The sequence below is a fragment of the Nodularia sp. UHCC 0506 genome, assembly GCF_034931045.1.
Taxonomy (GTDB): domain Bacteria; phylum Cyanobacteriota; class Cyanobacteriia; order Cyanobacteriales; family Nostocaceae; genus Nodularia.
Map to the genome: position 1 here is coordinate 30,730 of NZ_JAYGHH010000036.1, position 25,891 is coordinate 56,620.

Below are 25,891 nucleotides of genomic sequence, written 5' to 3' on the forward strand. Positions count from 1 at the left end.
GGCGATCGCTGGCTCACAATTGCTCGTTCTGCGAGGGTTCGCGTCTTTGCAACACCCCCAGAAGATACCACAGAAGACCCAATTCTCAACCTCGATGGGGAACAAAGTATTGAACTCAAACCCCAAAATCCTGAATGGGCAGCTGCGAGTTGGTACATTGGTGAAACTTACCAGCAAACATTAGAAAATAATGGCATTACTCAATTAGCACTGCGGTTATATGATGTCACAAATTTAGACCTGAGTTATCAAATTCCAGAGTTTGTCAAAGAATATCAACTAGAATCCGGCATAGAAAAGAAATATATCGCCATTCCCCAAAGCGATCGCGATTATATTGCAGAAATAGGTTATATAACTGAAGGCGATCGTTGGATTACAATTGCTCGTTCCCAAAGGATTCGCGTCTTTTCTACACCCTTAACAGCTACCACAGATGAAAATCTCCCCACACCAGACACAGAATTTGTGGATTCACCCACAACCAGTCATGAAAGTACTATTGTCCTGAAAACCCGGACTCCCAAGTGGGCTTATGCTAGTTGGTATATTTCCACAACTGACCAACAAATGCTGCAAACTAACAGCATCTCCCAATTATCTCTGCGGTTGTATGATGTCACAGATTTGGACTTGAGTTATCAAACTCCTCAACTAGTGCAACGGTATGAATGCGACGAAATCACAAGCGATCGCTATGTAGCCATTCCCGCAACTGATCATGACTATGTTGCAGAGATAGGTTATCTCACAGCCGGCAATCGTTGGGAGGTTATTGTCCGTTCCGAAATCATTCGCGTCTTCAGTCGTCCCCAAGCAGATTTTTGGTTTGTCGCCGATGCTGAATTAATTATCCACGGATCAACAGAACCAGGTGCAACAGTAAATATTGCTGGTAAACCCATCAAACTCAAATCAGATGGGACTTTCCACCTGCGGGTTCCGTTCTCAGATGACTCCATTAACTATCTGATGACAGCAACTGCTGCTAATAAGGAACACAGTACAACTATTCGGAAGAAATTCTCTCAGCAAAACTCAGAAGACTAGTGCCGTAGGGAGCAGGGGAGCAGAAAACAGGGGAGAAAGAATTTTTCTTCCCATTACCTAGTAGTCTGTCAACTCAAAAATGACGGGTAAATAAATCTTTCAATTTTTCTTCTTTCTTTCCTTCTTCCTTTGCGCTCTTTGTGTCCTTCTCCAAAGGGGAGACACTAACGCGAATGGGGATGACAGATAGTTGAAACTGTTCCCCGTTCCCTGTTCCCTGTTCCCTACCTCCACAACAAAACTTTTATGTCTAACGGCACCACTAACAGCAAACCCTAAATAAAGCAACCATTCCCAGTCAATAAAAAGCCTACAGAATCAACTTTTTGACTTCCGCCCTGCGGCACTACTCCCTACTTCTTAGGATTAAGCAGGTTCAAAGCTCATCGCTACACCGTTCATACAATAGCGCTTACCAGTGGGTGCAGGGCCATCATTAAACACATGGCCTAGATGTCCACCACAGTTGCTACAATGCACTTCTGTTCTAGTCATAAAAAATGACCGATCTACAGTAGTAGCGATCGCGCCTTCAATTGGTTGAAAAAAGCTCGGCCAGCCAGTACCACTGTTAAACTTAGTGTCAGATGTAAATAATGGTTGTCCACAACCTGCACAAACAAAAGTCCCCTCATCATATTGTTTATCGAGTGGGCTAGTGAAAGCGGGTTCAGTACCGTGTTTTCTTAAGACGCGAAACTGTTCCGGCGTTAAAATTGTCCGCCATTCTTCTTCAGGTTTAGTAATTGCAAACTGGCTTTTAGAAGTTGTCATGTTTTCTGAATCCCAATTAATATTGCGAGATAAAATGGCTGTGCCAATAATTACGGCACTAGCCTCTAAAAAATAGCGCTTGTTCATGATCTATATTTTAACGTAAGCACTTTCGGCCACAGCACCGTTTAATCTCTTCTCTCTTCACTCTCTTCACTCTCCCCACTCTCCCCACTCAGCACTCAGCACTCAGCACTCAGCACTTTTTTCCCCACTCAGCCACCAAAACACAGTTCATAGTCTTCTGTAGTAATATCAGGGTTAGTTTTGAGATAATCACCCAGGCGATCGCAAGCATGATTCAGCATCTGATTAAGGTCTAATGTTTGCAGTTCGATCTCCTCTAGGTTCCACAATTTAATTGTGGCATCTTGACCCCCAGAAACGAGCATTTTACCGTCAGAACTGAAACTAACGCTTTTTACACCCCCATGATGCCCAGAGAAGGTCTTCAGCAAAATTCCACTGCTAATATTCCAGAGTTTGATAGTACCATCATTACTAGCTGAGGCCAGCATTTTGCCGTCGGGTGAAAAGCTCACATTAATCACTAAATCAATATGTCCCTGGAAAGTGTGAAGCAGGGAACCGTCCAAACTCCAGAGTTTCACAGTTTTGTCATCACTAGCCGAAGCGATAGTTTTGCCATCAGGAGCAAAGTTAATATTCCATATACTAGCACTATGCCCTGATAAAGTTTTTAGTAGCCGACCGTCTCGGTTCCAGAGTTTGATAGTTTTGTCTGCACTAGCAGAGGCGATAGTTTTTCCGTCGGGGCTGAATTTAATATTAGTCACCCAACCGTTATGACCTGAAAGAGTTTGCAACAGGCGACCATCTCGACTCCAAAGCTTGATAGTTTTATCAGCACTGGCTGAAGCTAAAGTTTGCTCATCGGGACTGAAACTCATACTCGTTACCCAATGCTTATGTCCCTTGAGGGTACGCAACAAAGTCCCATCTCCTTGGCGAATCTGGATATCTTGGTCTTCACTGCCCAAAGCCACTGTATTGCCATCCCTAGTAAAGCTAATGCTGGTAACATTTTCAATAGGAGAAGGCAGTGTTTTGAGTAGTTGACCATTCAATTTCCAGAGTTTCATAGTGTTGTCTGAACTCAAAGAAGCAATAGTCTTACCATCCTGTGTGAAGCTGACATCATTAACACTACCTTTATGCCCGTAAAGAGTTTTGGGTAGCGTTTCTTCTAGTTTCCATAATCGGATCGTATTGTCATCACTACCCGAAGCTAATTTCTGGCTATCTGGGCTAAAACTGAGACTATTAACCTCATGGCTATGTCCTTGCAAAGTTCCTAACAAGTTACCAGTACTAGTCCAAAGTTTGATAGTTTTATCAGCACTGGCTGAGGCAATTATTTTACCATCAGGAGAAAACTTGACTTCCCAGACACCACCACTATGCCCTTCTATAGTTCTGATCAAATTACCGTCACGACTCCAGAGTTTAATTGTATGGTCAGCACTAGCAGAAGCCAATATTTGACCATCTGGGCTAAAACTGACATCCCAAACTTCTCTCGTGCTAACTGGCAAAGTAGATAACAACCGACCGTCTAAACTCCAAAGTTTAACTGTGCCATCATCACTAGCCGAGGCAATAGTATCACCTTCTGGTGAGAATTTGACGCTATTTATACTGCGGTTATGTTCTAGAAAATTTACGAGTAACTTGCCATCGAGACTCCAAATTTTAGCAGAATTATCATTGCTACCAGTAACCAAAATTTCACCGTCCGGCGAGAAACTGACGCTATTCACACTATGAAGATGTCCTGTAAAAGTTGTGAGTAACTTACCATCACGACTCCAGAGTTTAATCCTATTGTCAGCACTAGCAGAAGCCAATTTTTGACCATCTGGTGAAAAACTCACACTATTCACACTATCTTGATGGTCTGTGAGACTGGCAAGAAAACTGCCATCACTATTCCAAAGTTGGATACTATTATCAGCATAACCAGCAGCTAATATTTGCCCATCCGGTGAAAATCTGACACTAGTTACCCAGGAACTATGAGTTAAACGGTTACGTTCTTGAGTGCCATAAACTGCTTGTTGTAGGATATTTGCAGTTTGAGATTGAATATTTTTAGGGATTCCTGGAGTGATTTTTTGGACTTCTCTACCTGCTTTTAGACTAGTTAGTAATGCTTCTAACTGCTGATGAGAGAGGAGAAAGTTTTCTGATAAAGAATTTAAAGCTTGTATTTCTCGTAACTGGGCTTTTTGAGTTTGTTGGTAAGCTAAAACAGCTAAACCAAAAGCAGTCAGTCCCAGAATACTCATAATTCCCACAGTCCTTTGAGCTTTTCTGAGCCTATTTTTTTCTTTTTGTTGTTGGCGTTGTTTTTCTATTAAACAAGCTTGAATAAAACGTTGGACATCAGAAGAGACTTCATCAGTGTAATTAATATAAATTTCTTCGGCTTCAGCGAGGCGAACACCTTGTAATAAAAAGTCTGGTTGTTCATTGCTATTGATCCATAAAGCTGCGGCTTGGGCAATTTGACGATGCGATCGCAATCTCGCCCGATTTTCCTCTAACCACCAGCGCAATGTAGACCAATAGCGAATCAGAACCTCGTGAGCTACTTCGATAGTTACAGGCGAAAATGAGTCCGATGGGAAAGAAGATTGTGTTAATAGCCCAACGTCTTCCCCTCTGCTTCCTGCTCCCCGCTCCCCTGCCTTTTTTTTATCCCCAAATGCACCTGCATCTTCTTCTAAATTTGCTACCACCAGCTTGGCAGCAATTAACGCTTGTAATGTTCTTTCTACCAAAGCCACCGGATATTTTTTGACAATTAACTCAGATTTGAGTACCCTCCTCCTAGTATCTTCTGTACCTTCACCCAACTGTGTCAGCGACAGAAAAATCCACCGAGCGCACTCTTGAGCCTCTGGGTCTAAACTGTGGTATGCTGCTTGAGCTTTACTTTCCAGTGCGCCTTTAATTCCCCCCAAATGCTGTTGGTATGCTTGTAAAGCGATCGCGCCATTTTTGCGATATTCCCACAACTGTTCTAGAACAAATTCTAATAAAGGTAAATCCCCAGGAGAGTGATGTAACTCCTGCATCAGCACTTCTACCAATTCCGTCTCTACAGTTAAACCAACTTGTTCCGCCGGGTTAATAATAATCCGACGATACTCTTCTTCAGTCAAGCAGGGAGGTAACAGCACACTCGACTGCTGTAACAACTTCACCAAACTCGGTACTTCTAAACAGGGAGCGATAAAATCAGCCCGCAACGTAATAATTAATTTAAACTTTTCTGGTATATATTCCAGCGTCCCTAAAACAACTTCTAAAAAACGCTGTCTATCTTCACTGGGAACCGTAGTAAATAATTCTTCAAACTGATCTACCACCAAAACTACCATTGGTTCTGGGCGATGACGCACCCAATGAGCCAACCCTTCTACCCCTTGGTACAACATTCCTTCTAGTTGTCTTTGCTGATAAGCTTTTTCTTTTTCTGTACCGCTATCTACTAAACGGCGTGATAAAGCTTGCAGAGGATTTGTACCAGGGCGAAAGCTTCTCATCCACCAATCTTCGCTACCTGGTAATAGTTTTCCTCGTCGCAGTTGGGCAATTAATCCGGCCTGTACCACAGAAGATTTACCACTACCAGAAGATCCCACAACGGCAATAAATGACTTTTGCGCCAAGTCGCTAATTAGTTGCTGAACAACAACTTCTCTTCCGTAAAAATATTGTGCATCTTCTTCCCCAAAAGCCCGCAATCCCCGGTAAGGACAAAGCCCTAAATCAATAGCTGCTGTTGACTCAATGCCTCTATTGCCAGAATTAGCAGGTATAACTTCAATTACGCCTTGTGTACCAGATAACCAGATATGCAGAGGAAATTCATGGTTACAGGATAATTGTAATTGGGTAATCCAAGCGGCGGCTGACAGGCTACGTTGGGGCGGAGTTGCTTCTAAGGTAGAGTGTAACGCTTGGGCAAATTGTTCAGGATGATTTTTCGGTGAAGCAGCTGCAATTATACATTGCCCTTGCTCAAATCCCAGTTGCAAATCTTCTACCCAATCTTGTAGGAGTTGCTGATTATTTACTCCTACCGGGCAGTCTAAAATGATGATTTGTTGAGCATAAGTGGAACGCCTCAGTTGTTGTCTTAACCAGGAACGACTCAGCCGGATATTTTCTGCTAAAACTAAGGCAGGTTCACCAGCTTCAGTTTCCTCCAGTCGCCCACGTAAATATAACAAAACTGTAGCAAAAATTCTGGGGTGGTTTTGCGGTGCTGATTCTGTTGTTTGTAAACAAGTTTGAATAGTAGAGTGTAAATCCTGAGTGGTAACTTCTAAAGAGCGAGGCCAATACTCTAACTCAAAACCACCCATACCCCGTAATAATTTACTCACAGCTAGGGTAGTCTGATTAGTCGCCAGTCCCTCTAATACTAATGCTTGTCGGGAAGAAGAAGATTCGATAAGGGCTGGTTTTAAACCCAGAATGACTTCGCCCACTCCTTCTACAATCCGCTTAGGTGTTTGCTGCGGATATTCTGAATATAGATTAGTATCGCCTCTACTTTTATTTTGCTGATTAATCAGTCGTAATTGCTGATTAGTTTGCTCAATATATCGGCGCGTTTGATGATAAACATATCTGTACAGTCCATCGGCATCAATCAAACCTTGGGAATCAGCCGCTTCACCACGCAAACCACGCATTAAGTAATATGTAAATACGCCATGTCCCAATTCGGGAAATTCCCAAGATTGTTGATTAGTATCACAAGAAAGCAAAGCATAGAATCCTTTACTCTGTTTTGCCCGTTGGCGCAACAATTCCACCATCTGAGATGTCGGATTGGGCAAAGATGGTGCAGTTGTCTCGCTCCTCGAATTTCGGAATGTCAAGCTACCACTATGACAAGCATCTAGCCATACTAACTGAGTCTGCGCCTGAGAGTTTCCCAACTGCTGCAAAATTTCCTGTAAACCTAAACCCGTGTGGAGTAAGTCGTCTGTTTGAGTATCTGTTAGACATAAAAATGCTTGTTGCACATTTGGCTCTAGCATCCCATGTCCAGAGAAATAAAATAAAATTGTGTCCTGTGGTTGAGCTGCCGCAGTAATTTGTTGTAAGCTGGCACGCACTGCCGAGAGAGTTGGCAACTGAGAAGTTAAATCGTGATGAACTCTCTCTTCAGTTTGAGGAAATCCTTGGGTTGCGTCGGCTAAAGCTGCTGCTAAACCCTGACAATCAACAGCCGAGTAACGTAGTGAGGGTAGTCTCTTGTCTTGGTATTTGTTGACTCCTACCAACAACAGCCAAAGTTGTGCTTCGCCCATTTCTAGGGTATGTGTTGAGTGACTGGTAGCGACACCGAGTGGAGACATTTTAAATTTGGTGGGTAATTAGTAAAGTCGAAGTTATGGTATGAATTAAGGTTTTTGGTATTTTCACCCCAAGGGGAGATAAATTACATTTCCATTTTTCCGTCTGACTGGACGAAATTACATCAGTAGAGTTTGCTGTCCGTAGGTTGTACCACGCACCTATACTAATATTACACAACCAGTAGTTACTTCTCAAATCACGCTGACTATGATTCTCTTCATTTTCATACCTCTCCTTTAATTATTGCAATATTCTTGTTCATTTACTTTATAGGTTGGTTGACTTGATTTTATGCAGTTTTGTGCCTATATATGAAAATAATTGATAATTTAATCTGTTCCTTAGTTCAGATTGAGATGACGATATTGCTTGTCTAAGGTCATGAATAAAAAAACGCCAATTTGGCAACACCTCTATTATGATCTTTGTTAAAGTATTGATTGTAAAAGACTTGTGGGCTTAATAGTCCAAGGTTTACTACACTTCAAGAGCATTTAGAACGGTACTAATTCTTATAGTTCTGTTAATTTTGCTCTATGAATTGAAGATTGCTATTAGATTTTCTGTAGTAGTCTCCAGAATCCCTTCTTCTCGCAAAAGGGACAATTAGAATCATAAGTCCTTGTTGATTTACTCCTATCCATACCTCGTTCAACCATGATATGAACGGGGTATTTTTCATGGTTTTTTTAGTGACAGTTTACTATAACTAAGATGCCCCAAAAATTGTCATAATTTAGTGTGGAATAAAGTTACAAAAGTTACGTTTCATTTTTTGGACAAATTTGAGTAACTTTCACACAGAGCGATCGCATGATGGCGAATATGGTCTTCAATAAAACTAGCGATAAAATAATAACTGTGGTCGTACCCTGATTGATAACGTAAATTAAGAGGCTGATTTACAGAATTACAAGCTTGTTCAAATAGTTCTGGTAGGAGTTGTACAGCTAAAAATTGATCAGCAGTTCCTTGGTCAATCAAAATGGGACTGTGATACCCTAGTTTCTGAACTAATTCACTAGCATCATAATTGCGCCACGCTTCTTGATTATCACCTAGATAACCACTAAAGGCTTTTTCACCCCAAGGACAACGCATTGGTGCAGCAATAGGTGCAAAAGCTGAGACTGATTTATATAGTTGCGGGTTTCGCATAGCACATACTAGCGCCCCATGTCCGCCCATTGAATGACCAAAAATACCTTGTTTGTCCGGTTGTATGGGAAAATTTGCAGCAATTATCGCTGGTAATTCCTGCACTATATAACTATACATCTGGTAATTTTGATGCCAAGGTTCCTCGGTAGCATCCACATAAAAGCCCGCACCTGTACCAAAATCCCATTTGTCATCTTCACCAGCAATACCAGTATTACGGGGACTAGTATCTGGTGCGACTAATATCAAGCCGTATTCGGCTGCATAGCGCTGCGCCCCAGATTTGACCATAAAATTTTCTTCATTACAAGTCAAGCCAGAAAGGAAGTAGAGAACAGGTACTGGCTGTTGAGTAACTTGTGGTGGTTGATAGACGGCAAAGCGCATTTCACCGTTACAGGTTGAGGAAAGATGAGAGTAAAAGCCAAGTTTACCGCCAAAGCTTTGATATTCTGAGAGCTGGTTAAGTCTAGTCATGCTTGATAGAGTTTTAGGCTACTATTTCATCAAATCATCATTTGCCGCTATACCAGGATAAAAGCACTCACTCAGAATTTCTCCCAAAGTGTACAAACATTGTTGGGGAAAAGTCGAGAATGACAAGTTTGTTTCACCTGATGCTAAATCTCTGGCAACATTTATCAAGGCTTATGTTTGGAGACTGTCAGCCAATTATGTTTCTTGACTGATAACTGTTAAAAGGTCACTACACTACGAATTGATTCGCCTTTGTGCATCAAATCAAAAGCTGTATTAATCTCCTCAATGGGCATGACATGAGTAATTAAATCATCAATATTTATTTTCCCATCCATATACCAATCAACAATTTTTGGTACATCGGTACGTCCCCTAGCACCACCAAATGCCGAACCTTTCCAAACGCGTCCAGTTACTAATTGAAACGGACGAGTTCTAATTTCCTGTCCAGCACCAGCCACACCAATAACGACACTCACGCCCCAACCTTTATGGCAGCATTCTAAGGCTTGACGCATAACGTTAACGTTACCAATACATTCAAAAGTATAATCAGCACCACCCTTTGTTAAGTCCACCAAATAAGGAACTAAATCACCTTCAACTTCTTGGGGATTGACAAAATGTGTCATGCCAAATTTTTCTGCTAAAGTGCGTCTGCTGGGATTAATATCTACCCCGACAATCATATTCGCTCCTACCATCCGCGCCCCTTGGATGACATTTAAGCCAATACCACCTAAGCCGAAAACTACGACATTTGCCCCTGGTTCCACTTTGGCTGTATTAATTACAGCACCCACACCAGTAGTTACACCACAGCCAATATAACAAACCTTATCAAAGGGGGCATCTGGGCGAATTTTGGCGACGGCAATTTCTGGTAAAACTGTGTAATTAGCAAAGGTAGATGTTCCCATGTAATGATGCAACATTTCCCCACCAATACTAAAGCGACTTGTACCATCAGGCATGACACCACGTCCTTGGGTGAGACGAATTGATTGACAAAGATTGGTTTTCATGCTTAGACAATATTCACACTGTCGGCATTCTGGGGTATATAGGGGAATAACATGATCTCCTGGTTTGAGGCTAGTGACACCAGCACCAACTTCTACCACTACACCAGCACCTTCGTGTCCTAAAATTGCGGGAAACAAACCTTCGGGGTCATTACCAGAGAGGGTGTAAGCATCTGTATGGCAAACCCCAGAGGCTTTAATTTCAATTAAAACTTCGCCGGCTCGTGGTGGCGATAATTCCACGGTTTCAATAGTTAACGGCTTACCCGCGCCGTAAGCGACTGCTGCTTTAACTTCCAAAATTAGCCTTCCTGTATGAAAGTAGTGTCAATGGGATTTTATGAGTTTAGATCGGCAAGTGCTTAGAGAAATTTTTTGTTACTTTTTGTAAATTAACTATAAAAATTGCAAAATTGCTTTTTTCAATGAGATTGGTACATTATTTACAGGCGGCAAACTTGAATAATGATATCGATCCGCCAGAATTTTGTTAACTTTGATCTTATCTCTATTTGTGCAACGCTTATGAACCCTGCCCTAACTAAAATTGGCGCTCAAATGTCTAACCTGACTGGCGTAAGAGCGATTATGAAGGACATTATCGAAACGTTAAAAGCTGGGGCGGGGCAAGAATTTATGAATTTGAGCGCTGGCAACCCGTTGATTTTGCCGGAGGTGGAACAGTTGTGGCGCGACTGCACGGCGGAATTATTAGCTGGTTCGGAATACGGCGAGGTGGTTTGTCGTTACGGTTCTAGCCAAGGTTATGCCCCGTTGATTGAGGCGATCGCCAATGACTTTAACAAGCGCTATGGTTTAAACTTAAGCGATCGCAATATCTTAATTACACCCGGTAGTCAAAGTCTTTATTTCTACGCCGCCAATGCTTTCGGTGGTTACACAACTAGCGGCAAACTCAAGCAAATTGTTTTACCTCTCAGTCCCGATTATACGGGTTATGGCGGTGTTTGTTTAGAGCAAGAAGCCTTAATTGCCTATAAACCCACTTTGGATATAGATGCGGCGGCTCACAGATTTAAATATCGTCCCGATTTCAGCCAACTATCAATTACAGAAAGCACCGGTTGTGTCATCTTTTCTCGTCCCTGTAACCCCACTGGTAATGTACTTTCTGATGATGAAGTGAAAAAAATTGCGGCTTTGGCTGCACCTTACAATGTCCCTGTGTTGATTGATTCGGCTTATGCGCCTCCCTTCCCGGCTTTGAATTTTACAGAAATGACACCAGTGTTTGGTGAAAATATCTTGCACTGCATGAGTTTATCAAAGGTGGGATTACCTGGTGAACGCATTGGTGTTGCCATTGGTGATGAAGACATGATTCAAGTTTTGGAGTGCTTTCAAACAAATTTGTGTATTCATCCTTCACGTTATGGACAAGCTATAGCCGCTATTGCTATTAACTCTGGTGCTTTGCCTCAAATTGCGGCAGATGTTATCCGTCCTTTCTACCAGAAAAAGTTTGCTGTACTAGAAAATACTTTAGATACGGCAATGCCCAAGGATTTACCTTGGTTCCTCCATCGCGGTGAAGGTGCTATATTTGCTTGGTTGTGGCTCCAGGATCTACCCATGACTGATTGGGAATTTTACCAGGAACTGAAGCAAGTGGGGGTGATTGTTGTCCCTGGGAGTACTTTTTTCCCTGGTTTACGGGAGGAATGGCAGCACAAGCACCAATGTTTACGTATTAGTCTGACTGGTAGTGATGCGGAAATTGTTACGGGTATGCAACGTTTGGCACAGGTGGCTGAACGAGTGTATCAGCTTGCTGTTGTTAGCGCGTAAGTAATTCGTAATTCTGAGGGGTATGAAAACGAACCGCAAAGGCGCAAAGGTCGCCAAGAAGGAGATGGAAAAGAAAGGAAAAAAGCTGAATAAGGATGGTGGTACTAGTCGGAAATCTGCCCCCCTGCCCTCTGCACCCTGCCCCCCGGCTTCTTCCCCTAGTCCTGATGAATGGTTGGAAATTGGTAGGATTGTCGCCCCTCAAGGTTTGTCTGGGGAGTTGCGGGTTTATCCAGAATCGGATTTTCCTGAACGGTTTGAGGTTCCGGGGACTCGTTGGTTATGGCATCCTGGGGATAAGGAACCGCAACCTGTGGAGTTGTTGTCAGGACGTTATGTGGAGGGGAAAAATCTTTGTATAATTTCTTTGGCTGGGGTGAAAAATCGCAATGATGCTGAGGCTTTACGCGATTATAAGTTGATGGTTCCTGCCAGCGATCGCCCCCAATTAGGCGAAGATGAATATCATGTCACCGATTTAATCGGAATGTTGGTTTTCATGCAAGAATCTGGGGATATTGTGGGCGAGGTGGTAGATGTCATTCCGGCTGGTAATTTTTTATTGGCAGTCAAACCACACCAGGAAAATGAAGCTGTTGAACTAGAAAAATCACAGATCAAATCACCGAACCATATTTTAATACCATTCGTTAAAGCGATCGCCCCCGTGGTAGATATCGAATCTCGTCGCATTGAAATTACACCTCCCCCTGGGTTACTAGAATTAGCAACTGTTTAATCAGGACTGGGGAATGAAAAACTTCCCCTACTCCCTACTCTCTACTCCCTGCTGCTGGGCTATGCCACCTTGCTGGAAAATTAACAACGTTGTTGTTGCTATTGCCATCATGCCAATCATGGCTAGGCACACCACAGCTATTGTTTGTCTCAAATTTATTGCTGTGAATAAAGGATATATGTTATTGTTACCACCAGTCACTTGAATTGCCTTAAGTGCCTTTAAAGCCAGAGACGCGTTAGCATAGCGGTATTTGCACTTGCATTTAACCAATTTTGTCAACCACGATTTAAAACGCGGATTAAGTTGGGGAAATAGTTTCTGGAAATTAATCCGATATCTATGATCTATCAATTGACAAACATCAATCGAACTGGTATCAGTAAGTAAGCAAATCAGTGTTATTCCCAAACTATACAAGTCTGACGCTTGAGTGAGGGTATGACCAAATTGTTCCTCTGGTGGCATAAAACCTGGGGTTCCCGAAGCAAAGCTGCTGAAAGCAACTTTCACACCCTCTACCCTAGCTAAGTCAAAATCAACTAAGTAAGCATTGAGATACTCATCAACTAAGATGTTTTCTGGTTTAATATCCCGATGAATAATTGGGTCAGACCGTTGTTGCAAATAAACTAAAATTTCTAAAATTGATAGGGCTATTTGCTTGACTTCTTCCGGGCTAAAACTGCGTTGTAAACCCAGAGATGGAGCGTTTTTATACTCCTCTACCAGATAAAAATGATCTGGCATTTCAAAGGAGTCTATATAGCGAGGAATACGAGGGTGATCAAGTTGCTGCAAGATTTCAATTTCACGTTCATAGGTTTTCAAACCTGACCAGTCAACACTCATACTAGCAAAATTAAATTCCTTAATTACTACCTGTTGATGAGATTTACAGACCTGAGCCAGATAAGTTATGCGCCCCTCTAACTGGTTGCGTCCTAGTTCTCTAATAACTTGATAGCCTAGCTCAGAAAAATCAGGATAATGACTTTGGCGAATTGCTTCTCGATTATCTACATCAAGCTCCATTCTGGATACCATCTAAGTCTAATTTTGTCAAGATGCAATTAAATCAGTTAACAGCCAAGCTGAAAAAACCTAACTCTGCACTAACTTAGCAAAGTGCTGTAAAGCCCTGCGAGGATGGCTGCACTTAAAGGGGTAGCAGGGTTGAATGCTCAACAGCGGATCAGGTCTATGGTGAGGTAATGCTGATAACTAATAACCAATAACCGGAAAAAATATTTTTCGCATCTATCTACAGGGTAGACGTTGCAAGGCGTTCGTCAAAGTTCCAAAGTCACGAATATTATTCTATAGGCTTTTCATTGATTTTGAATAGTCTGTTTATTTTCACCGAATTGTGCTGGATGCCCACAAGAGGGCATCTTTATGCTTAACTATTAATTTTGTGCCAACCAAGCAACAATCTGGGCGTTAACAACGTCTGGGACTTCATCGTGAGGACAATGGCCAGCGTTAGGAATGGGAATAATCTTGATATTTTTGCCATTCTCACAGGCCTGTTCATAAATCTTCGCCCCGGTAATTGGTGTCCAAGGATCATCCGCACCCCAAATTACTAGTAAAGGACGTTGAATGTTGGGCAATAGTTCCTCTGGAGTAGGGCCAGGAGGGGCTGTGAGGATTGAGGCAAATACCTGCTGCGCTCCCGGATCACAAGATGGGGTATAAAGAAGATCGACTAATTCATCTGTCACAGCTTCACGGTTGCGGTAAACTTGGTATAGGGTGCGACGAATTTGGGATTTTTGGCGAATGCGGTTATAGACAAATTTACCAGTAATAGGCGATCGCACAAATCTGTTAAAAGCTCCCATCACCATCCGTAAAGGTGGATTTAACTCATGGGGACGATGACTCAAACCGCCAGCCGAGTTAATTAAAACACCACCAGCACTCATTTCGGGATATTCAGCCAGCACCATTAAGCTTAAAAGTGCGCCAATAGAGTTACCAATAAATACCGCAGGTTCTTGGATGTGTGCATTCCAAAAATCTTTGAGTAATTCTACCCACACTTCTACAGTGTAATCAATGGGTGCTTTATCTGAACCACCAAAACCCAAAAGGTCTACAGCAAAAACCCGGTAGCCTGCGTTGGCTAAAACCGGGATGTTTTTCCGCCAGTGTCCAATGGAAGCACCAAAGCCGTGAACTAGTACCAAAGGGCGACCTGTACCCATGACGGTATATTGAATTTTGTGACCTTGCCAAGTCCAAACAAATTTTTCTAAGGTTACTAAAGGTAGCTGTTGTGTAGTTCCGGTCATTATTAAAATTCGTGAAGTATTGTTCTATATCATATTGTCCCTGAATTTCTTATTAATTTCTATTGTTATGCCTCGCCCTCAACGCGAACTAAAATCTGGCTTTTGTTATCACAACAGACCCTTTAAATTGTCATTACGAGTGCAGCGATAGCGGAACGAAGTAATCGCATTGTCCCCTAGTCGTTGCGATTGCTTCGTCGTTCCTCCTCGCAATGACAATTTATTCTATTAAAATTAAGTTACAGGCTTTAAATACTTTGCCATATATTCACGCTAACCCGAAGGCGGCGGGAATGCAGCAGGGTTTTTTCTATGACTTTAGCAATTATGGGACTCATGACCGTTTGAGTAATGATGGCATCACTCAATGGCATCCAGCTTTTTTACAATTGGGGAGAACTTTGGAAGAGTGCGCGGCTAGGTATCGCCGATTTTGTCAGAAATATAAACCAAAGGCAAAACCAGAGAAGCGAAATCATTGGGGAAGTCGCTTTTTGCCTTCGATGATTAAGAGAGGGAAGGCTAAAAAGTCGTCGCCTGGGCAGATGAGTTTACCTTGGAATAACCAAAAAGTAACTGAAAGTACGGAGGTGCATGAGGTAGCAGAAAAATTTATTCACGCAAATTGTTATGAGCCGCCCATGCCAGGTATCGGATTTATGAAATGTTGATTATTGCGTGGGAAAGGAGGTTGTTATAAATGTTTACAAACTTCTGAAAGCTTTATATGTTACATTTTACAAGTCTCGACGCGAGAGAAGAATGTGTGCGTAGGACTGTAGAGGGTAAGTGCATCCTGCCTGGAACAAACTGCAAGCTTGCCCTGTAGGGTAAGTGTCCCTTCTGGGCTGAGGTACCATATATTACTTGCGGACTTCCTATCCACTCTTTTTCCACTATCCACCCCACGCGATCGCCAAAGCGTTGATAAGCTTCGTCTAGTTCGTCCCCATCCTTTCTAAATTTACCACCTAAACGAGCATATATCCATTTGAAGGGTGCAAGAACCTTCTTAAAAGGTGAATTTGTTAGACTTCCTTCTAAGATTCCACCTTCTTTAAGATATATTTTCTTCTGAACACTAAATCCAAAACTTCCATTACTATAATCGACCCACAGTTTGTCAATAATACTCAAGTCTTCACAGGAAAATTGCCGAATTTCGTCCAGTCCCAGATAACCTTGTTTTTCCCGTCCCGCCACTTCCAGCATCACTTTGAATGTTTCCTCATCAGCCTCTTTCCACATACCTGCTGCTAGATAGTAGGCGAGTTGTGCATAACGAGTAGGTACTTGAAATCGCAGGAGTTTGATTTGAATGTTAATTTCACCATGAGCATTTTGTTCATCTTCTTCTAGTGCCGTCCTGTAGCAAATTCCCGGTTCACCTAATTCTTGGCGACTTCTTAAACTCAACCAAGCACAAAAACGATTAGCATCCCAAAAGCTAATGTTAGTTACAGGCTGTTGAGCTTGTCTCTTATTTTCTAGGGTTCTTGGGGAACTGATTTCATTTAAAAACAGTTGATATTCTGCCCAAGTTATATAACTAGTATCAACTGCAAAGCTTTCTTGTTCAGAATTAGTTTCTAAGCTTACTAAATCATGATTTAACTGACTCATCCGGTCAGCAAGCCTAACTTCAGCCGCTAAAGTAAATTTGTCTAAATTATCAGATTCTAAAACTATTTCTAACTTAGCTGTTAGCTGCTGTCTCACAGATTGTTCTATTTCTTGGGCTTCTTTGCTGCATTGGTAAGCCAGGGTTAATACAGATATACTTGAATAATTTAAAGCATTTTTAATTAATTGACTCGCATCTGTTTGGGCTGCATAAAATCTGATAGTTTCTCGCCACCAAGCCAGCTTTTCCTCATCATTAAATGCGGCTATTAATAAATTTTCTTGTTGTTCTGGTTGTAAGTCTGTAATTCCAACGGCTGCAAGATATTCTTGAAAAGTTTTATGAGCAAATTCATAAATTCCCTCTTGTTGCTTTTCACTCATTAACTCTCGCACACCCAAGTCATCTTTTTTAATAAAGTCTTCTGGCGTAATTACTTGTTGGGGAAATCTATCTAATTTTTCTTGAATCAGCGATTTTGCTTCCTTGTATGTCTGGTCACGGCTAGAAAATTCATCTAAAGTAAATGCTTGGGTATTTTGTTGCATTAACTTTAGTGCAAGTGACTTTAAAACAACTTGCTTCTGTTCAGCAGAAAGAAGAGTGCTTAATCCTTTGGCGCGTTGCCTTCCCTCTAACAATACCCGACAAATATCTTTATATAAATCTACTCTTTTATTAGATAAATTTCCGTGTTTCTCGTGGGTGATGGCAATCATATTTAGCAATAAAGGATTCCTTGCCATCAGTTTTAAAGATGAGGATGCTTCGATTTGCTCAATCAGATTATTAGCTTGTTTTTTGGCGCGATCGCGTACTCCCAAATCTATTTTATTGTTATACTCAAGCTTGACACGATGCAAAGACCAATCTTGAATAAATTTATCCCGTTGCTCACGGGTAAATGGCTGTACTTCTAACTGGTAGACATTCGCTGTTAGCGGTGCTTTTTTATAACCTTCTGGACGGGAAGTGAGAATAAAGCAAGTATTAGGATATTCTGTTTTAATTTGTCGGTCAACCCATGCACTTACATCTTGTCTTTGACTATCATCGGCGATTTCATCTAATCCATCCAGCATGACTAAACATTTATTTTGCCGGAGTTGTTTAGCAAACCAACCTGGGCGCGGTTGTAGGGGTTCACTAGGTTGGAGTTTCTTAACTGCGTTCTCAATAACTTCTGCTAAAGGTATCTCAGAATTTTGAATAATTTCTTGGTAAATATCTCGCAATTGCAGCAGCACTGGAATTAACTTAGGCGCTTGAGGATGTAAGCGTCGTTGTTTGCGTGTCGCATACATCAAAGTAATGTGTCTGAGAAGAGTTGATTTTCCACAACCAGGCGCACCTAAAATAGCCAACCGCTTAAAAGAGACATCGCGTTTCATCTGTACTAGCAAGTTGCCAATTTCTTGCTGTTCCAGTGGGTTAACTAGCGGCTGAATCATATCCTGTTTCGTTATTTCGGCTGCTTTCTGCTCCATTTTTAGGGGAACAAACACATTTTCTAATTGCAACGCACCGCGATTAATTCCCCTAATTTCATACTCCCGACAGTCAAACTTTAATCTTTGATAATATTTCCCTGCAAAATCAGAGGTTATCTTTGCCCATAAATCTAAAGCTAGTCTTTCAGCGTTACTAAATATCCACTCCAGTAGTTTGTCGATGCGTGGACTTAGTTGGCTACCAACTTTGATGACTAACCAGATACCACCAGCAGCCAATATACAAAGTCCCGCATTTTTCCAATCGGTTTTACGTGCAAAATCCAATGCAACGGCAATTAAGGCGGTAGGTGTTCCTAAACTGACAAGCTTTGAATTTAGGAGTTTCCAAAAGCCTTCAAGGTTGAGGAGTGCGTTCTGGTCTTGTGGGTCTTCTGCCATCGATCGCTTGTGTAATATTACCTGCTAATAGGAGTATAAGCGATTAATGATGGGTGAAAAGTGAGGAAGTGCGATCGCAGTTCCCAGCAAATAGGTATGAAGGTTTGATCAGGTTTCTGGTTCCACTCCCAAAGCACGTAATTGAGCAATAAGACGTTCAGACCGTTGGCTTTGCTGTTCAGCCCTTTCTTCACCAGTCAACAACAAATTACCCTGCAAATCCCACCAACGCAGCCAGGGTAATTCCATATTGTGATATGAGTCCTGCCATAGACCTAATTCAACACATAAAGGAGGTATAGGATAATGACCTCGTTCATTTGCTGGTAATGGCTGATACTGTCCTTCAATTAGGTGATAAACTTCTACACTGGCTTTATTCACTTCATAAATGCCATAGAAGGGAGGGCGAATCACCTGCTCATAAATCCAAAATTTACCCTTCCAAGGAGTGTTGTCTCGCTCCTCGCTACCATCCCCAGAGACAAATTCTAATACAATCAACGGGGCAATAAATTCTCGCCACAGCACGTAAGAGCGTCGTGTTTGTCCATTCAGTAAGGGCGGGACATTTGGGACATAAAACCAGTCGGGAGCTTCTGCGCCTTTTTCTGGAGGATCAGTCATGCGCCAGTAAATACCGCAATCTTGACCAATACAGTACTGCCCATCGGAGTGAAGTTTTTGCAGTATTGGTTTAATGGAGTCTGTGAGTAAGATACTTTGGGGGTGTTCCTGGAAATTCTTGCCTTCGGCACGCTCCGCTAACACAAATGTGCCATCAGACTCAGGTAGCTGAGTATGGTCAGGGAAAGGGGTGAGTTCTTCGGTGGCTGGATTGGTTGCAGAGGTCATAAAGCTACCTTTGCTGAGGAATGAGGGTTATATTTTAGTCTAGCAACGACAAGAGGGTTTTGCTGTCAGACATTGCACTCTAGATATTCTTCACTCATAGCAGATTATTTATGCATGGTTATTTTCAAAACCCACAAGGGCGGGAAACTGACTACCCCATCACCCATTCGATGGCAATCAAATATTGTTCTAGGGTGGGACTCCTCTCCCGCCTCGCGGTAACTAAATACTAGACACGTGCCAAAACTGGCTCAGATTTTGCTGCACTGACAGTAGTTGCATCTGATTCTGTGCAGTAAATTTCACAAGAGTTATTGGGACTTTCAATTAGTTTAATTTTGTACAGTGTACCTCCTAATTCTTGAATAGGCGATCGCAGTAAATTACTAATGTAAAGTGCGATATTCTCAGCAGTGGGTACAACTTCGGCAAAGAAAGGAATATCTTTGTTTAAAAAAGTGTGATCAAATGCTTCTAACACATAATCTTCAACCGCCTGATTTAAAGCACCTAAATCGACAAGCATCCCGGTGCGTGGATCAATTTCGCCTTTGACTGTGACTTCTAGATGGTAGTTATGACCGTGACCATGAGGACGGGCGCATTTACCATAAATTTGCGAATTTTCTTCGTTACTCAGTTGAGGATGAGCCAACCGATGGGCGGCGCTAAAGTGAGTACTGATGGTGAGGTAAGCTTCCATTTCGTTTCCTATATAATCTGCCCAAAGTTCAGGATGTTCAAATAACTGCACGCGCACTAAGGGTAAATGCGGTACTAAACGCTGCCAAATCACCCGTGCAATATTTTCAGTTGTGGGTAAAGTTTCTTGAAATTCTGCCCACACATCATTGAGATAAGAAAAATCTAGTTGGCTGGTAACTTCGCGCTTAATTACGTGTTTCACATCAGACAAGTTGAGTACCATGCCATATTTATCCAATTCTCCAGCCATGGAGATAAATAAAACATAGTTGTGTCCATGTCCAGGAAATCTAGAACAAGCACCAAATTTTTCAGTATTCTCGGATTCACTCAGTTCTGGTAAGAAATACCGATGACTAGCCGAAAACTGAGCGCGACGATTAACAATACATTGCATGAGTATTCTGTAAACAGTGCTTAAAATTTCTTAAACTTTCACTATTTCCAGCATAAACTATAATTTGTAATTCGTAATTTGTAATTCGTAATTTGTAATTAGGAAATATGGAATACAGGCAATATAGTTTAGTTTAGAAAATTGTGGTTGTCTAAACCATTAACTAACAGATTCTTGGACTTCGTAGAACAATCTCGCAGCTATACGGAATAATTCTTGTCCTGTATGCAAATAACGCTCATCGTAGCTTAGAGGAAAATAAGCTAACTCTTCTACTCCATCTGCTACTTGACTAAGACTATGGTACAGATAAGCTGCTGCTCTGGCTAAACTGGGGGGATTTGGTAGGGAACGAAATGTCAATTGGGCTTGCTTTAAATCGTCTCGACAGGTGTTTAGGTATTCTTGAAATTCTTCTAATAATTCATCATCAAAAGGATCGGCGGCTAGTTGCTCAATTTGATCTTCTAGAGAACTGAGAATATGATCAAGCAGCTCATTCACTGGTTGATAAACTAAGCGTAGCCATTCCTCAACGTGTTCATCAGCATCTCTTCCGGTTCTGGTTGTCTGGTAACGTTTTTGAGCTGATGCTGCACGCTGTTGATAACTACTATTATTTAACTTTTGGGACTCGTCTTGCAATTGTTGGTCATAGCTGAGACGATTTTGACTGTCTCCTAAAACTTCATAAGCTGCATTGATCCGAATAATTTGCTCTTTATCTGCTGTTTGCTGATTGCTGTCAGGGTGAAACAATTTAACTAAGCGGCGATAAGATTGCTTAATCTCCGCTTGGCTGGCATTAGCATTAACTTTGAGCGTTTCGTAGTGGTTGGAAACGTGTTTAAAATCGACCATTTATCCCATGTCACGTTAGCTGATGCTAGCGGCTACTTTAGCTTCCAAGTCTTGGAACAAAGGTGTACTTAAATATCTTTCTCCAAAACTGGGTTGAATCATCACTATTAAGCGTCCCTCATTTTCTGGACGTTGGGCAACACGAATGGCTGCACATAAGGCTGCACCACTGGAAATACCAGATAGTAGCCCTTCTTCTCTGGCTAATCGCCGACCGTAGGCGATCGCTTCGTCATCACTGACGGTAATTACTTCATCAATCAATTGTACTTTCAAAACTTGAGGCACAAACCCCGCCCCAATTCCTTGGATTTTGTGGGGGCCTGGTCGTCCTCCCGATAATACTGGGCTATTAGTTGGTTCAACTGCGATCGCTTGAAAACTCGGTTTCCGGGCTTTGAGAATTTCCGCTACACCAGTAATAGTACCACCTGTACCCACACCCGCCACAACTATATCTACCTGTCCCTCCGTATCTGACCAGATTTCCTCGGCTGTAGTTTCCCGATGCACTTTGGCATTGGCTGGATTGCGGAACTGCTGCAACATATAAGTATGTGGGGTAGTATCAACTATCTCCTGAGCGCGGCGAATTGCCCCCGCCATACCTTCAATTCCCGGCGTGAGTTCTAATTCAGCCCCATAAGCCCGCAACATCGCCCGGCGTTCTCCACTCATGGTTTCTGGCATTGTCAAAATTAACCGATAACCCTTAGCGGCGGCGGCCATAGCTAGAGCAATACCTGTATTTCCCGATGTGGGTTCTACCAATACGGTTTTTCCTGGAGTAATTAACTTCTCTTCTTCTGCGGCATTAATCATGCTGACCCCAATCCGGTCTTTGACCGATGCCGATGGGTTCATGCTTTCAAGTTTTACAAGTATTTGAGCCACACATCCTTCAGATTGGGGAATACGGTTCAATTGCACTAAGGGTGTCCGACCAGCAAGTTCTGTAATGTTACGGGCAATCTTCATAATATTTCCTGATCTATTTAGTATCAATCAACAGTCAAAAATACTTGGGACTAAATGTAATACATAATATCCAATTGCCGGCGAGAATCTCTTTTGTCACAAAGATCCTGAAGCGTGTACTTTTGTAAAACTAAGTTTGCTGCCTGACAAGCTTCTTGCCAGATTTCTTTAATGACAGAAGTATCTATATTTTTGGGATTGGCATCTTCTTCACAAGTCCGCAAATCTAACCCTTCCAAACATTCTAAAACATCAAATACAGTAATTTTCCAAGGTTCACGAGTCAAAAAATAGCCCCCTTTGGAACCGCGTTGACTTTTGACTATACCTCCACGCCTCAAGGTTGCCAATAGTTGCTCTAAATAGCGGTCGGGGATGCTTTGTTGGGCAGCAATTTGGCGAATTTGCATCGGTTCGCCGCTTTGATAATGAGTTGCCATCTCGATTAAGGCGAGAATAGCGTATTCAGATTTACATGATAATTCCACAAGCAGCTATATGAGTAAGGGATCAAGAAAAAGTCTTAACTCTTTCTAGTATACTCCGGTTCTCCACTGGGGTTTGTTATTTACTCTAATTAACAATAAAAAACCCCGCATCGTAGCGGGGCGCAATTAATTTTAAGTTTCAAATTTCTAACAGATTTTTCACACTCTAGAAAGTGAAGGTTGTTCTGAGAGTACCAATAAACGCATCGTCATTGTCGCTGTTTTGTCCAGGGTTTGTCACCCAGATTACACCAGGAGTAACTGAGACGTTATCAGAAACGCGATATTTGTAGAAGCCTTCAACTTGGTATGGAACTCTGTTAGAGCCAGCGACTACACCACGTGCATAGGGTTGAGCGCCTGCGAAAATACCCAATACGTTACCTCTCTTACCAAAGTCAGGTAAAGCTACGCCAACACCGTAACTCCAAACTTCTTTATCATCACCTATGCCAAAACCTGTAACATCAGTGTAGGATACAAAGCCACTGACTGATAGTCTGTCACTGGGTGTGAACGCAGCTGAGACACCATAAGAGTTAGTTGAAGATGGGTTTGCCAGGGTATTGGCTATGTCAGTACCTACTATGCGGTTAGTGACTGAACCTGCATCAAATAGACTGCTATTTAAACCATGATAGCCATGAACGTAGGTTGCAGCTAGAGCCAAGCGCTGACCAACATTAAAGTTTAACTGCCCTAAAGCCGCATAGTTACCATTGAATATACCTGAGCTATCGCCTGGATTATTCGGTTCTGATCCCAAGTAACCTACAGTTAATGAACTGGGTCTGAGGATACCGCCACCTTGACCGAAGGGTAAGGTAAAGGCAATACCTGCACCACCACCAATTCGATAGATGGGATTTTCTGAAGCGAAGGCAGATAACGCCCCATTACCACCATCATAATCCTCGAAGTAAGGGTTATTGGTGGCAGCGTAATCGCTATGAATACCTCCAGTGGCTGCAATGTAAACTTGTGCTGGTCCCACAGGAACGTAGTAAGAAAGCCAATCTATAACGACATTGTTATTACCAGTGTTACCAATGTTAAAAGTTTGCAGACCTTCAGCGCCCCCTTGATTATCCAAATTCAAGTTTTGGGCGTTACCGGAGGCAAGACGGGTGTGTAAAACGTCTCTACCAGTGAAACTGGTTTGCAAGTCTAAACGAACTCTGTTTTGGAAGACAGTGTTATTGTTGTCGCCAGCTGTATCACCAAAGGCATCAGTAACAGCAAAAATTGCTTCACCAACTAGCTTGGTAGTAGTGGAGAATTGATTTGCTTCCAATTCAGCAGTCCGAGCTTCTAAGGAATCTACGCGACCGCGTAGAGTTGCCAATTCTGCGGAAAATTCTTCTTGTAAACGCTGCAAGGTAACTAAATCTTGTCTGGTCACCATATCAGCTGTTGCTGTGGCGATCAATTCGTTGACTCTATCCAAACAAGCATTTAAACCAGCAGCAAATTCAAACCGGGTTAAAGCTCTGTTACCGCGATAAGTCGCATTTGGATAACCCGCAATACAACCGTAGCGCTCAACTAAGGACTGCAACGCTTGGAATGCCCAGTCTGTTGGTTGTACGTCAGAAAACTGGGAAACCGATGTTACTTGAGACAGAGTAGTATTTTGTTTGCCTTCGTTGCTGTAGCTATTGACTTGGCTAATAATAACTTGAGTATCTTTAGCTGCTTGAGCAACTTCAGTAGCGCCTTGTTGTTCAGTTGCCGAAACTTCAGTTGTGGTAGTTGGAGATGCAATTGCTGCGCCTGACACTAGCAATGTTGCTCCCAGGACTGCTGGGCTAACCACTAAAGTTTTCCACAAGATATTAGACATCTTCACTTTTTCCTCACACCTTGTATAGATAATTGTTGCTGCCGTACTTAGTCTCAAAAATCTAACGATATTTTTGTTAAATTTTTTGAATGAAACTTATAGTTACCACTACCGCAATTTTAGTTTTTGCCAGGCTAATAACTGATTAACTTAAAAGTTAAATTAGTACGATTAACTAATGCAAAAACACAGCTTCATAGTATACCATTATAAGGCATCTGAAGTATGTGGCAACATATTAGCGATCGCTTGATTAACTGTCACATAGCAGTTATCCACCTTGAAAAGAATAGACGATCCAAGAATTTATATGTTCCCGATGCCACTAAATTCCTGAAACCGACCATAATCAAAGCTTTTCAGCCCACAACATTTAGCTGATTTGAGAAATTGTCTCAGCTAATTCAAAATCCTTTGATGTTAACCCACCTGCATCATGTGTTGTCAGGGTAATCATGACTTTGTTATAAGAGATTTCTATGTCTGGATGATGCCCCAACGATTCAGCAGGTTCTACTAATTTATTGACAAATTCAATGGCGGCGATAAAGTCTTTGAATTTGCGGGTAGTTTGCAACTTAGAACCTTCAACTGTCCAACCTGACAAACGGCTGGCTTTTGCTTGAATCTCTGCATCAGTCAGTAGTTGTGCCATATAAAAAAATTCCTGCTTACATTTTTCTAAACTTTGCACTTTATGACACTGCACCCTTCTATTTCTATACAAGAAGTATGTAGGAATAGTTTCCGGGTTTAGCTGCTATGAATGTGCAAAATTTTTGTTTGTCTAAAATGACTTTAACTTTATTTTTCTATTAGTCTTACACACAAACTATTGATAAATCAAAAGATCCCTATAAAAAACTATCCGCCCTGATTTAGATCAGTTGATCTAACCTCAGAGCGGTGTAGCGGGTCTTCAGGTTGCAACCAGACTGCCGGAAGGAACTCCGAACTCTAGCCTAGATACTTGAGCTAACTTAGTATCACAAGGAAACTAAGGCTAACTTTTAGAGAACAGCCCCGGCACACAGCCGGCTAACTGCAACCTGATGACCCATGCTTATACTACTTTCTATCATGGGCATCACCTCCTTGTTGCCTAAGCGGTCTTAGTTTCAAAAGTGCAGAGCATTTCGCTCCGGGTTATAAACCTGCAATCAATATAACACAGAAATGTTAGTTGAAAAATAAAAAATGCTGAGTGCTGAGTGCTGAGTGCTGAGTGCTGAGTGTGGAGTGTGGAGTGTGGAGTGCTGAGTGCTGAGTGTGGAGTGTGGAGTGTTGAGTGTGCGGTGCTAAGTGTGGAGTGCTAAGTGTGGAGTGCTAAGTGTGGAGTGTGGAGCGCTGAGTGCTGAGTGTGGAGTGTGGAGTTTGGAGTGCTGACTAAAAAACCCCCGCTTTGTGGCAGGGGTTAAATTAAAAATGGGAAATGAGATTTGTATCTTAGAGTGCGTTGCCGCGAGGTAGAACTTCCTCTGGGAAGACAAACTGTTTGTGAGGTTGG

General features: G+C 42.1%; 19 protein-coding genes. 4 read left to right on the forward strand and 15 right to left on the reverse strand.

Features of this window, described 5'->3' with window-relative positions; genetic code table 11:
• Window positions 1-1,050, forward strand: a 1,050-nt coding sequence (locus VB654_RS17810) for a DUF4912 domain-containing protein (RefSeq protein ID WP_323215150.1), incomplete at its 5' end; no start/stop codon positions are given.
• Between the two features lie 366 nt (window positions 1,051-1,416).
• On the opposite strand, the gene msrB is transcribed toward VB654_RS17810, so the two are convergent.
• From msrB to VB654_RS17835, 5 genes are all read right to left on the reverse strand, one after another.
• Window positions 1,417-1,911, reverse strand: coding sequence for a peptide-methionine (R)-S-oxide reductase MsrB (gene msrB, locus VB654_RS17815; protein ID WP_323215151.1), 495 nt, complete (start codon window positions 1,909-1,911; stop codon window positions 1,417-1,419).
• A gap of 128 nt (window positions 1,912-2,039) precedes the next feature.
• Window positions 2,040-7,226 carry an eIF2A-related protein gene (locus VB654_RS17820; protein WP_323215152.1) on the reverse strand — a complete coding sequence of 1,729 codons (5,187 nt, stop codon included), beginning with the start codon at window positions 7,224-7,226 and terminating at the stop codon, window positions 2,040-2,042.
• A gap of 769 nt (window positions 7,227-7,995) precedes the next feature.
• Window positions 7,996-8,865, reverse strand: a complete 870-nt coding sequence (fghA, locus tag VB654_RS17825) for an S-formylglutathione hydrolase (RefSeq protein ID WP_323215153.1) — start codon at window positions 8,863-8,865, stop codon at window positions 7,996-7,998.
• A gap of 21 nt (window positions 8,866-8,886) precedes the next feature.
• On the reverse strand, window positions 8,887-9,033 hold the full coding sequence (locus VB654_RS17830) for a DUF29 family protein (RefSeq protein ID WP_323215154.1): 147 nt from the start codon (window positions 9,031-9,033) through the stop codon (window positions 8,887-8,889).
• Between the two features lie 50 nt (window positions 9,034-9,083).
• On the reverse strand, window positions 9,084-10,193 hold the full coding sequence (locus VB654_RS17835) for an S-(hydroxymethyl)glutathione dehydrogenase/class III alcohol dehydrogenase (RefSeq protein WP_323215155.1): 1,110 nt from the start codon (window positions 10,191-10,193) through the stop codon (window positions 9,084-9,086).
• Between the two features lie 225 nt (window positions 10,194-10,418).
• Between VB654_RS17835 and VB654_RS17840 the strand changes: the two genes are divergently transcribed.
• Both VB654_RS17840 and rimM read left to right on the forward strand, forming a co-directional pair.
• Window positions 10,419-11,702 carry a valine--pyruvate transaminase gene (locus tag VB654_RS17840; protein WP_323215156.1) on the forward strand — a complete coding sequence of 428 codons (1,284 nt, stop codon included), beginning with the start codon at window positions 10,419-10,421 and terminating at the stop codon, window positions 11,700-11,702.
• A 22-nt stretch (window positions 11,703-11,724) separates the two neighbouring features.
• On the forward strand, window positions 11,725-12,441 hold the full coding sequence (rimM, locus tag VB654_RS17845) for a ribosome maturation factor RimM (RefSeq protein WP_323215157.1): 717 nt from the start codon (window positions 11,725-11,727) through the stop codon (window positions 12,439-12,441).
• A gap of 27 nt (window positions 12,442-12,468) precedes the next feature.
• Here rimM and VB654_RS17850 read toward each other — a convergent pair whose 3' ends face one another.
• Entirely contained in the window at window positions 12,469-13,476 is a 1,008-nt protein-coding gene (locus VB654_RS17850) for a serine/threonine-protein kinase (protein ID WP_323215158.1), read from the reverse strand.
• A gap of 374 nt (window positions 13,477-13,850) precedes the next feature.
• Window positions 13,851-14,741 (reverse strand): alpha/beta fold hydrolase, encoded by an 891-nt coding sequence (locus tag VB654_RS17855; protein ID WP_323215159.1) that lies wholly within the window; start codon window positions 14,739-14,741, stop codon window positions 13,851-13,853.
• 212 nt (window positions 14,742-14,953) lie between these two features.
• Between VB654_RS17855 and VB654_RS17860 the strand changes: the two genes are divergently transcribed.
• Window positions 14,954-15,412: a transposase gene (locus tag VB654_RS17860; RefSeq protein WP_323215160.1), complete on the forward strand. Its 459-nt coding sequence runs from the start codon at window positions 14,954-14,956 to the stop codon at window positions 15,410-15,412.
• A 52-nt stretch (window positions 15,413-15,464) separates the two neighbouring features.
• Here the strand turns inward: VB654_RS17860 and VB654_RS17865 are convergent, their stop codons facing one another.
• From VB654_RS17865 to VB654_RS17900, 8 genes are all read right to left on the reverse strand, one after another.
• Entirely contained in the window at window positions 15,465-18,257 is a 2,793-nt protein-coding gene (locus VB654_RS17865; protein WP_323215161.1) for a GUN4 domain-containing protein, read from the reverse strand.
• A 108-nt stretch (window positions 18,258-18,365) separates the two neighbouring features.
• Entirely contained in the window at window positions 18,366-19,112 is a 747-nt protein-coding gene (locus VB654_RS17870; RefSeq protein WP_323215162.1) for a Uma2 family endonuclease, read from the reverse strand.
• A gap of 229 nt (window positions 19,113-19,341) precedes the next feature.
• On the reverse strand, window positions 19,342-20,214 hold the full coding sequence (locus tag VB654_RS17875; protein ID WP_323215163.1) for a 6-carboxytetrahydropterin synthase: 873 nt from the start codon (window positions 20,212-20,214) through the stop codon (window positions 19,342-19,344).
• 159 nt (window positions 20,215-20,373) lie between these two features.
• The gene (locus VB654_RS17880) at window positions 20,374-21,075 is read right to left on the reverse strand and encodes a J domain-containing protein (RefSeq protein WP_323215164.1); all 702 of its coding nucleotides are present in this window, start codon (window positions 21,073-21,075) and stop codon (window positions 20,374-20,376) included.
• Window positions 21,076-21,090: 15 nt separating this feature from the next.
• Window positions 21,091-22,053: a cysteine synthase A gene (gene cysK, locus VB654_RS17885; protein ID WP_323215165.1), complete on the reverse strand. Its 963-nt coding sequence runs from the start codon at window positions 22,051-22,053 to the stop codon at window positions 21,091-21,093.
• 50 nt (window positions 22,054-22,103) lie between these two features.
• On the reverse strand, window positions 22,104-22,541 hold the full coding sequence (locus VB654_RS17890; protein ID WP_323215166.1) for an Rrf2 family transcriptional regulator: 438 nt from the start codon (window positions 22,539-22,541) through the stop codon (window positions 22,104-22,106).
• Between the two features lie 166 nt (window positions 22,542-22,707).
• Window positions 22,708-24,384 (reverse strand): iron uptake porin, encoded by a 1,677-nt coding sequence (locus tag VB654_RS17895; RefSeq protein WP_323215167.1) that lies wholly within the window; start codon window positions 24,382-24,384, stop codon window positions 22,708-22,710.
• Window positions 24,385-24,757: 373 nt separating this feature from the next.
• Entirely contained in the window at window positions 24,758-25,039 is a 282-nt protein-coding gene (locus tag VB654_RS17900) for a 4a-hydroxytetrahydrobiopterin dehydratase (protein WP_323215168.1), read from the reverse strand.
• Between the last annotated feature and the right edge of the window lie 852 nt (window positions 25,040-25,891).

Coding starts and splice junctions, on each gene's coding strand:
- msrB (WP_323215151.1), bottom strand. CDS start 1,911: ATGAACAAGCGCTATTTTTTAGAGGCTAGTGCCGTAATTATTGGCACA.
- VB654_RS17820 (WP_323215152.1), bottom strand. CDS start 7,226: ATGTCTCCACTCGGTGTCGCTACCAGTCACTCAACACATACCCTAGAA.
- fghA (WP_323215153.1), bottom strand. CDS start 8,865: ATGACTAGACTTAACCAGCTCTCAGAATATCAAAGCTTTGGCGGTAAA.
- VB654_RS17840 (WP_323215156.1), top strand. CDS start 10,419: ATGAACCCTGCCCTAACTAAAATTGGCGCTCAAATGTCTAACCTGACT.
- rimM (WP_323215157.1), top strand. CDS start 11,725: ATGAAAACGAACCGCAAAGGCGCAAAGGTCGCCAAGAAGGAGATGGAA.
- VB654_RS17850 (WP_323215158.1), bottom strand. CDS start 13,476: ATGGAGCTTGATGTAGATAATCGAGAAGCAATTCGCCAAAGTCATTAT.
- VB654_RS17855 (WP_323215159.1), bottom strand. CDS start 14,741: ATGACCGGAACTACACAACAGCTACCTTTAGTAACCTTAGAAAAATTT.
- VB654_RS17860 (WP_323215160.1), top strand. CDS start 14,954: ATGACAATTTATTCTATTAAAATTAAGTTACAGGCTTTAAATACTTTG.
- VB654_RS17865 (WP_323215161.1), bottom strand. CDS start 18,257: ATGGCAGAAGACCCACAAGACCAGAACGCACTCCTCAACCTTGAAGGC.
- VB654_RS17870 (WP_323215162.1), bottom strand. CDS start 19,112: ATGACCTCTGCAACCAATCCAGCCACCGAAGAACTCACCCCTTTCCCT.
- VB654_RS17875 (WP_323215163.1), bottom strand. CDS start 20,214: ATGCAATGTATTGTTAATCGTCGCGCTCAGTTTTCGGCTAGTCATCGG.
- VB654_RS17880 (WP_323215164.1), bottom strand. CDS start 21,075: ATGGTCGATTTTAAACACGTTTCCAACCACTACGAAACGCTCAAAGTT.
- cysK (WP_323215165.1), bottom strand. CDS start 22,053: ATGAAGATTGCCCGTAACATTACAGAACTTGCTGGTCGGACACCCTTA.
- VB654_RS17895 (WP_323215167.1), bottom strand. CDS start 24,384: ATGTCTAATATCTTGTGGAAAACTTTAGTGGTTAGCCCAGCAGTCCTG.
- VB654_RS17900 (WP_323215168.1), bottom strand. CDS start 25,039: ATGGCACAACTACTGACTGATGCAGAGATTCAAGCAAAAGCCAGCCGT.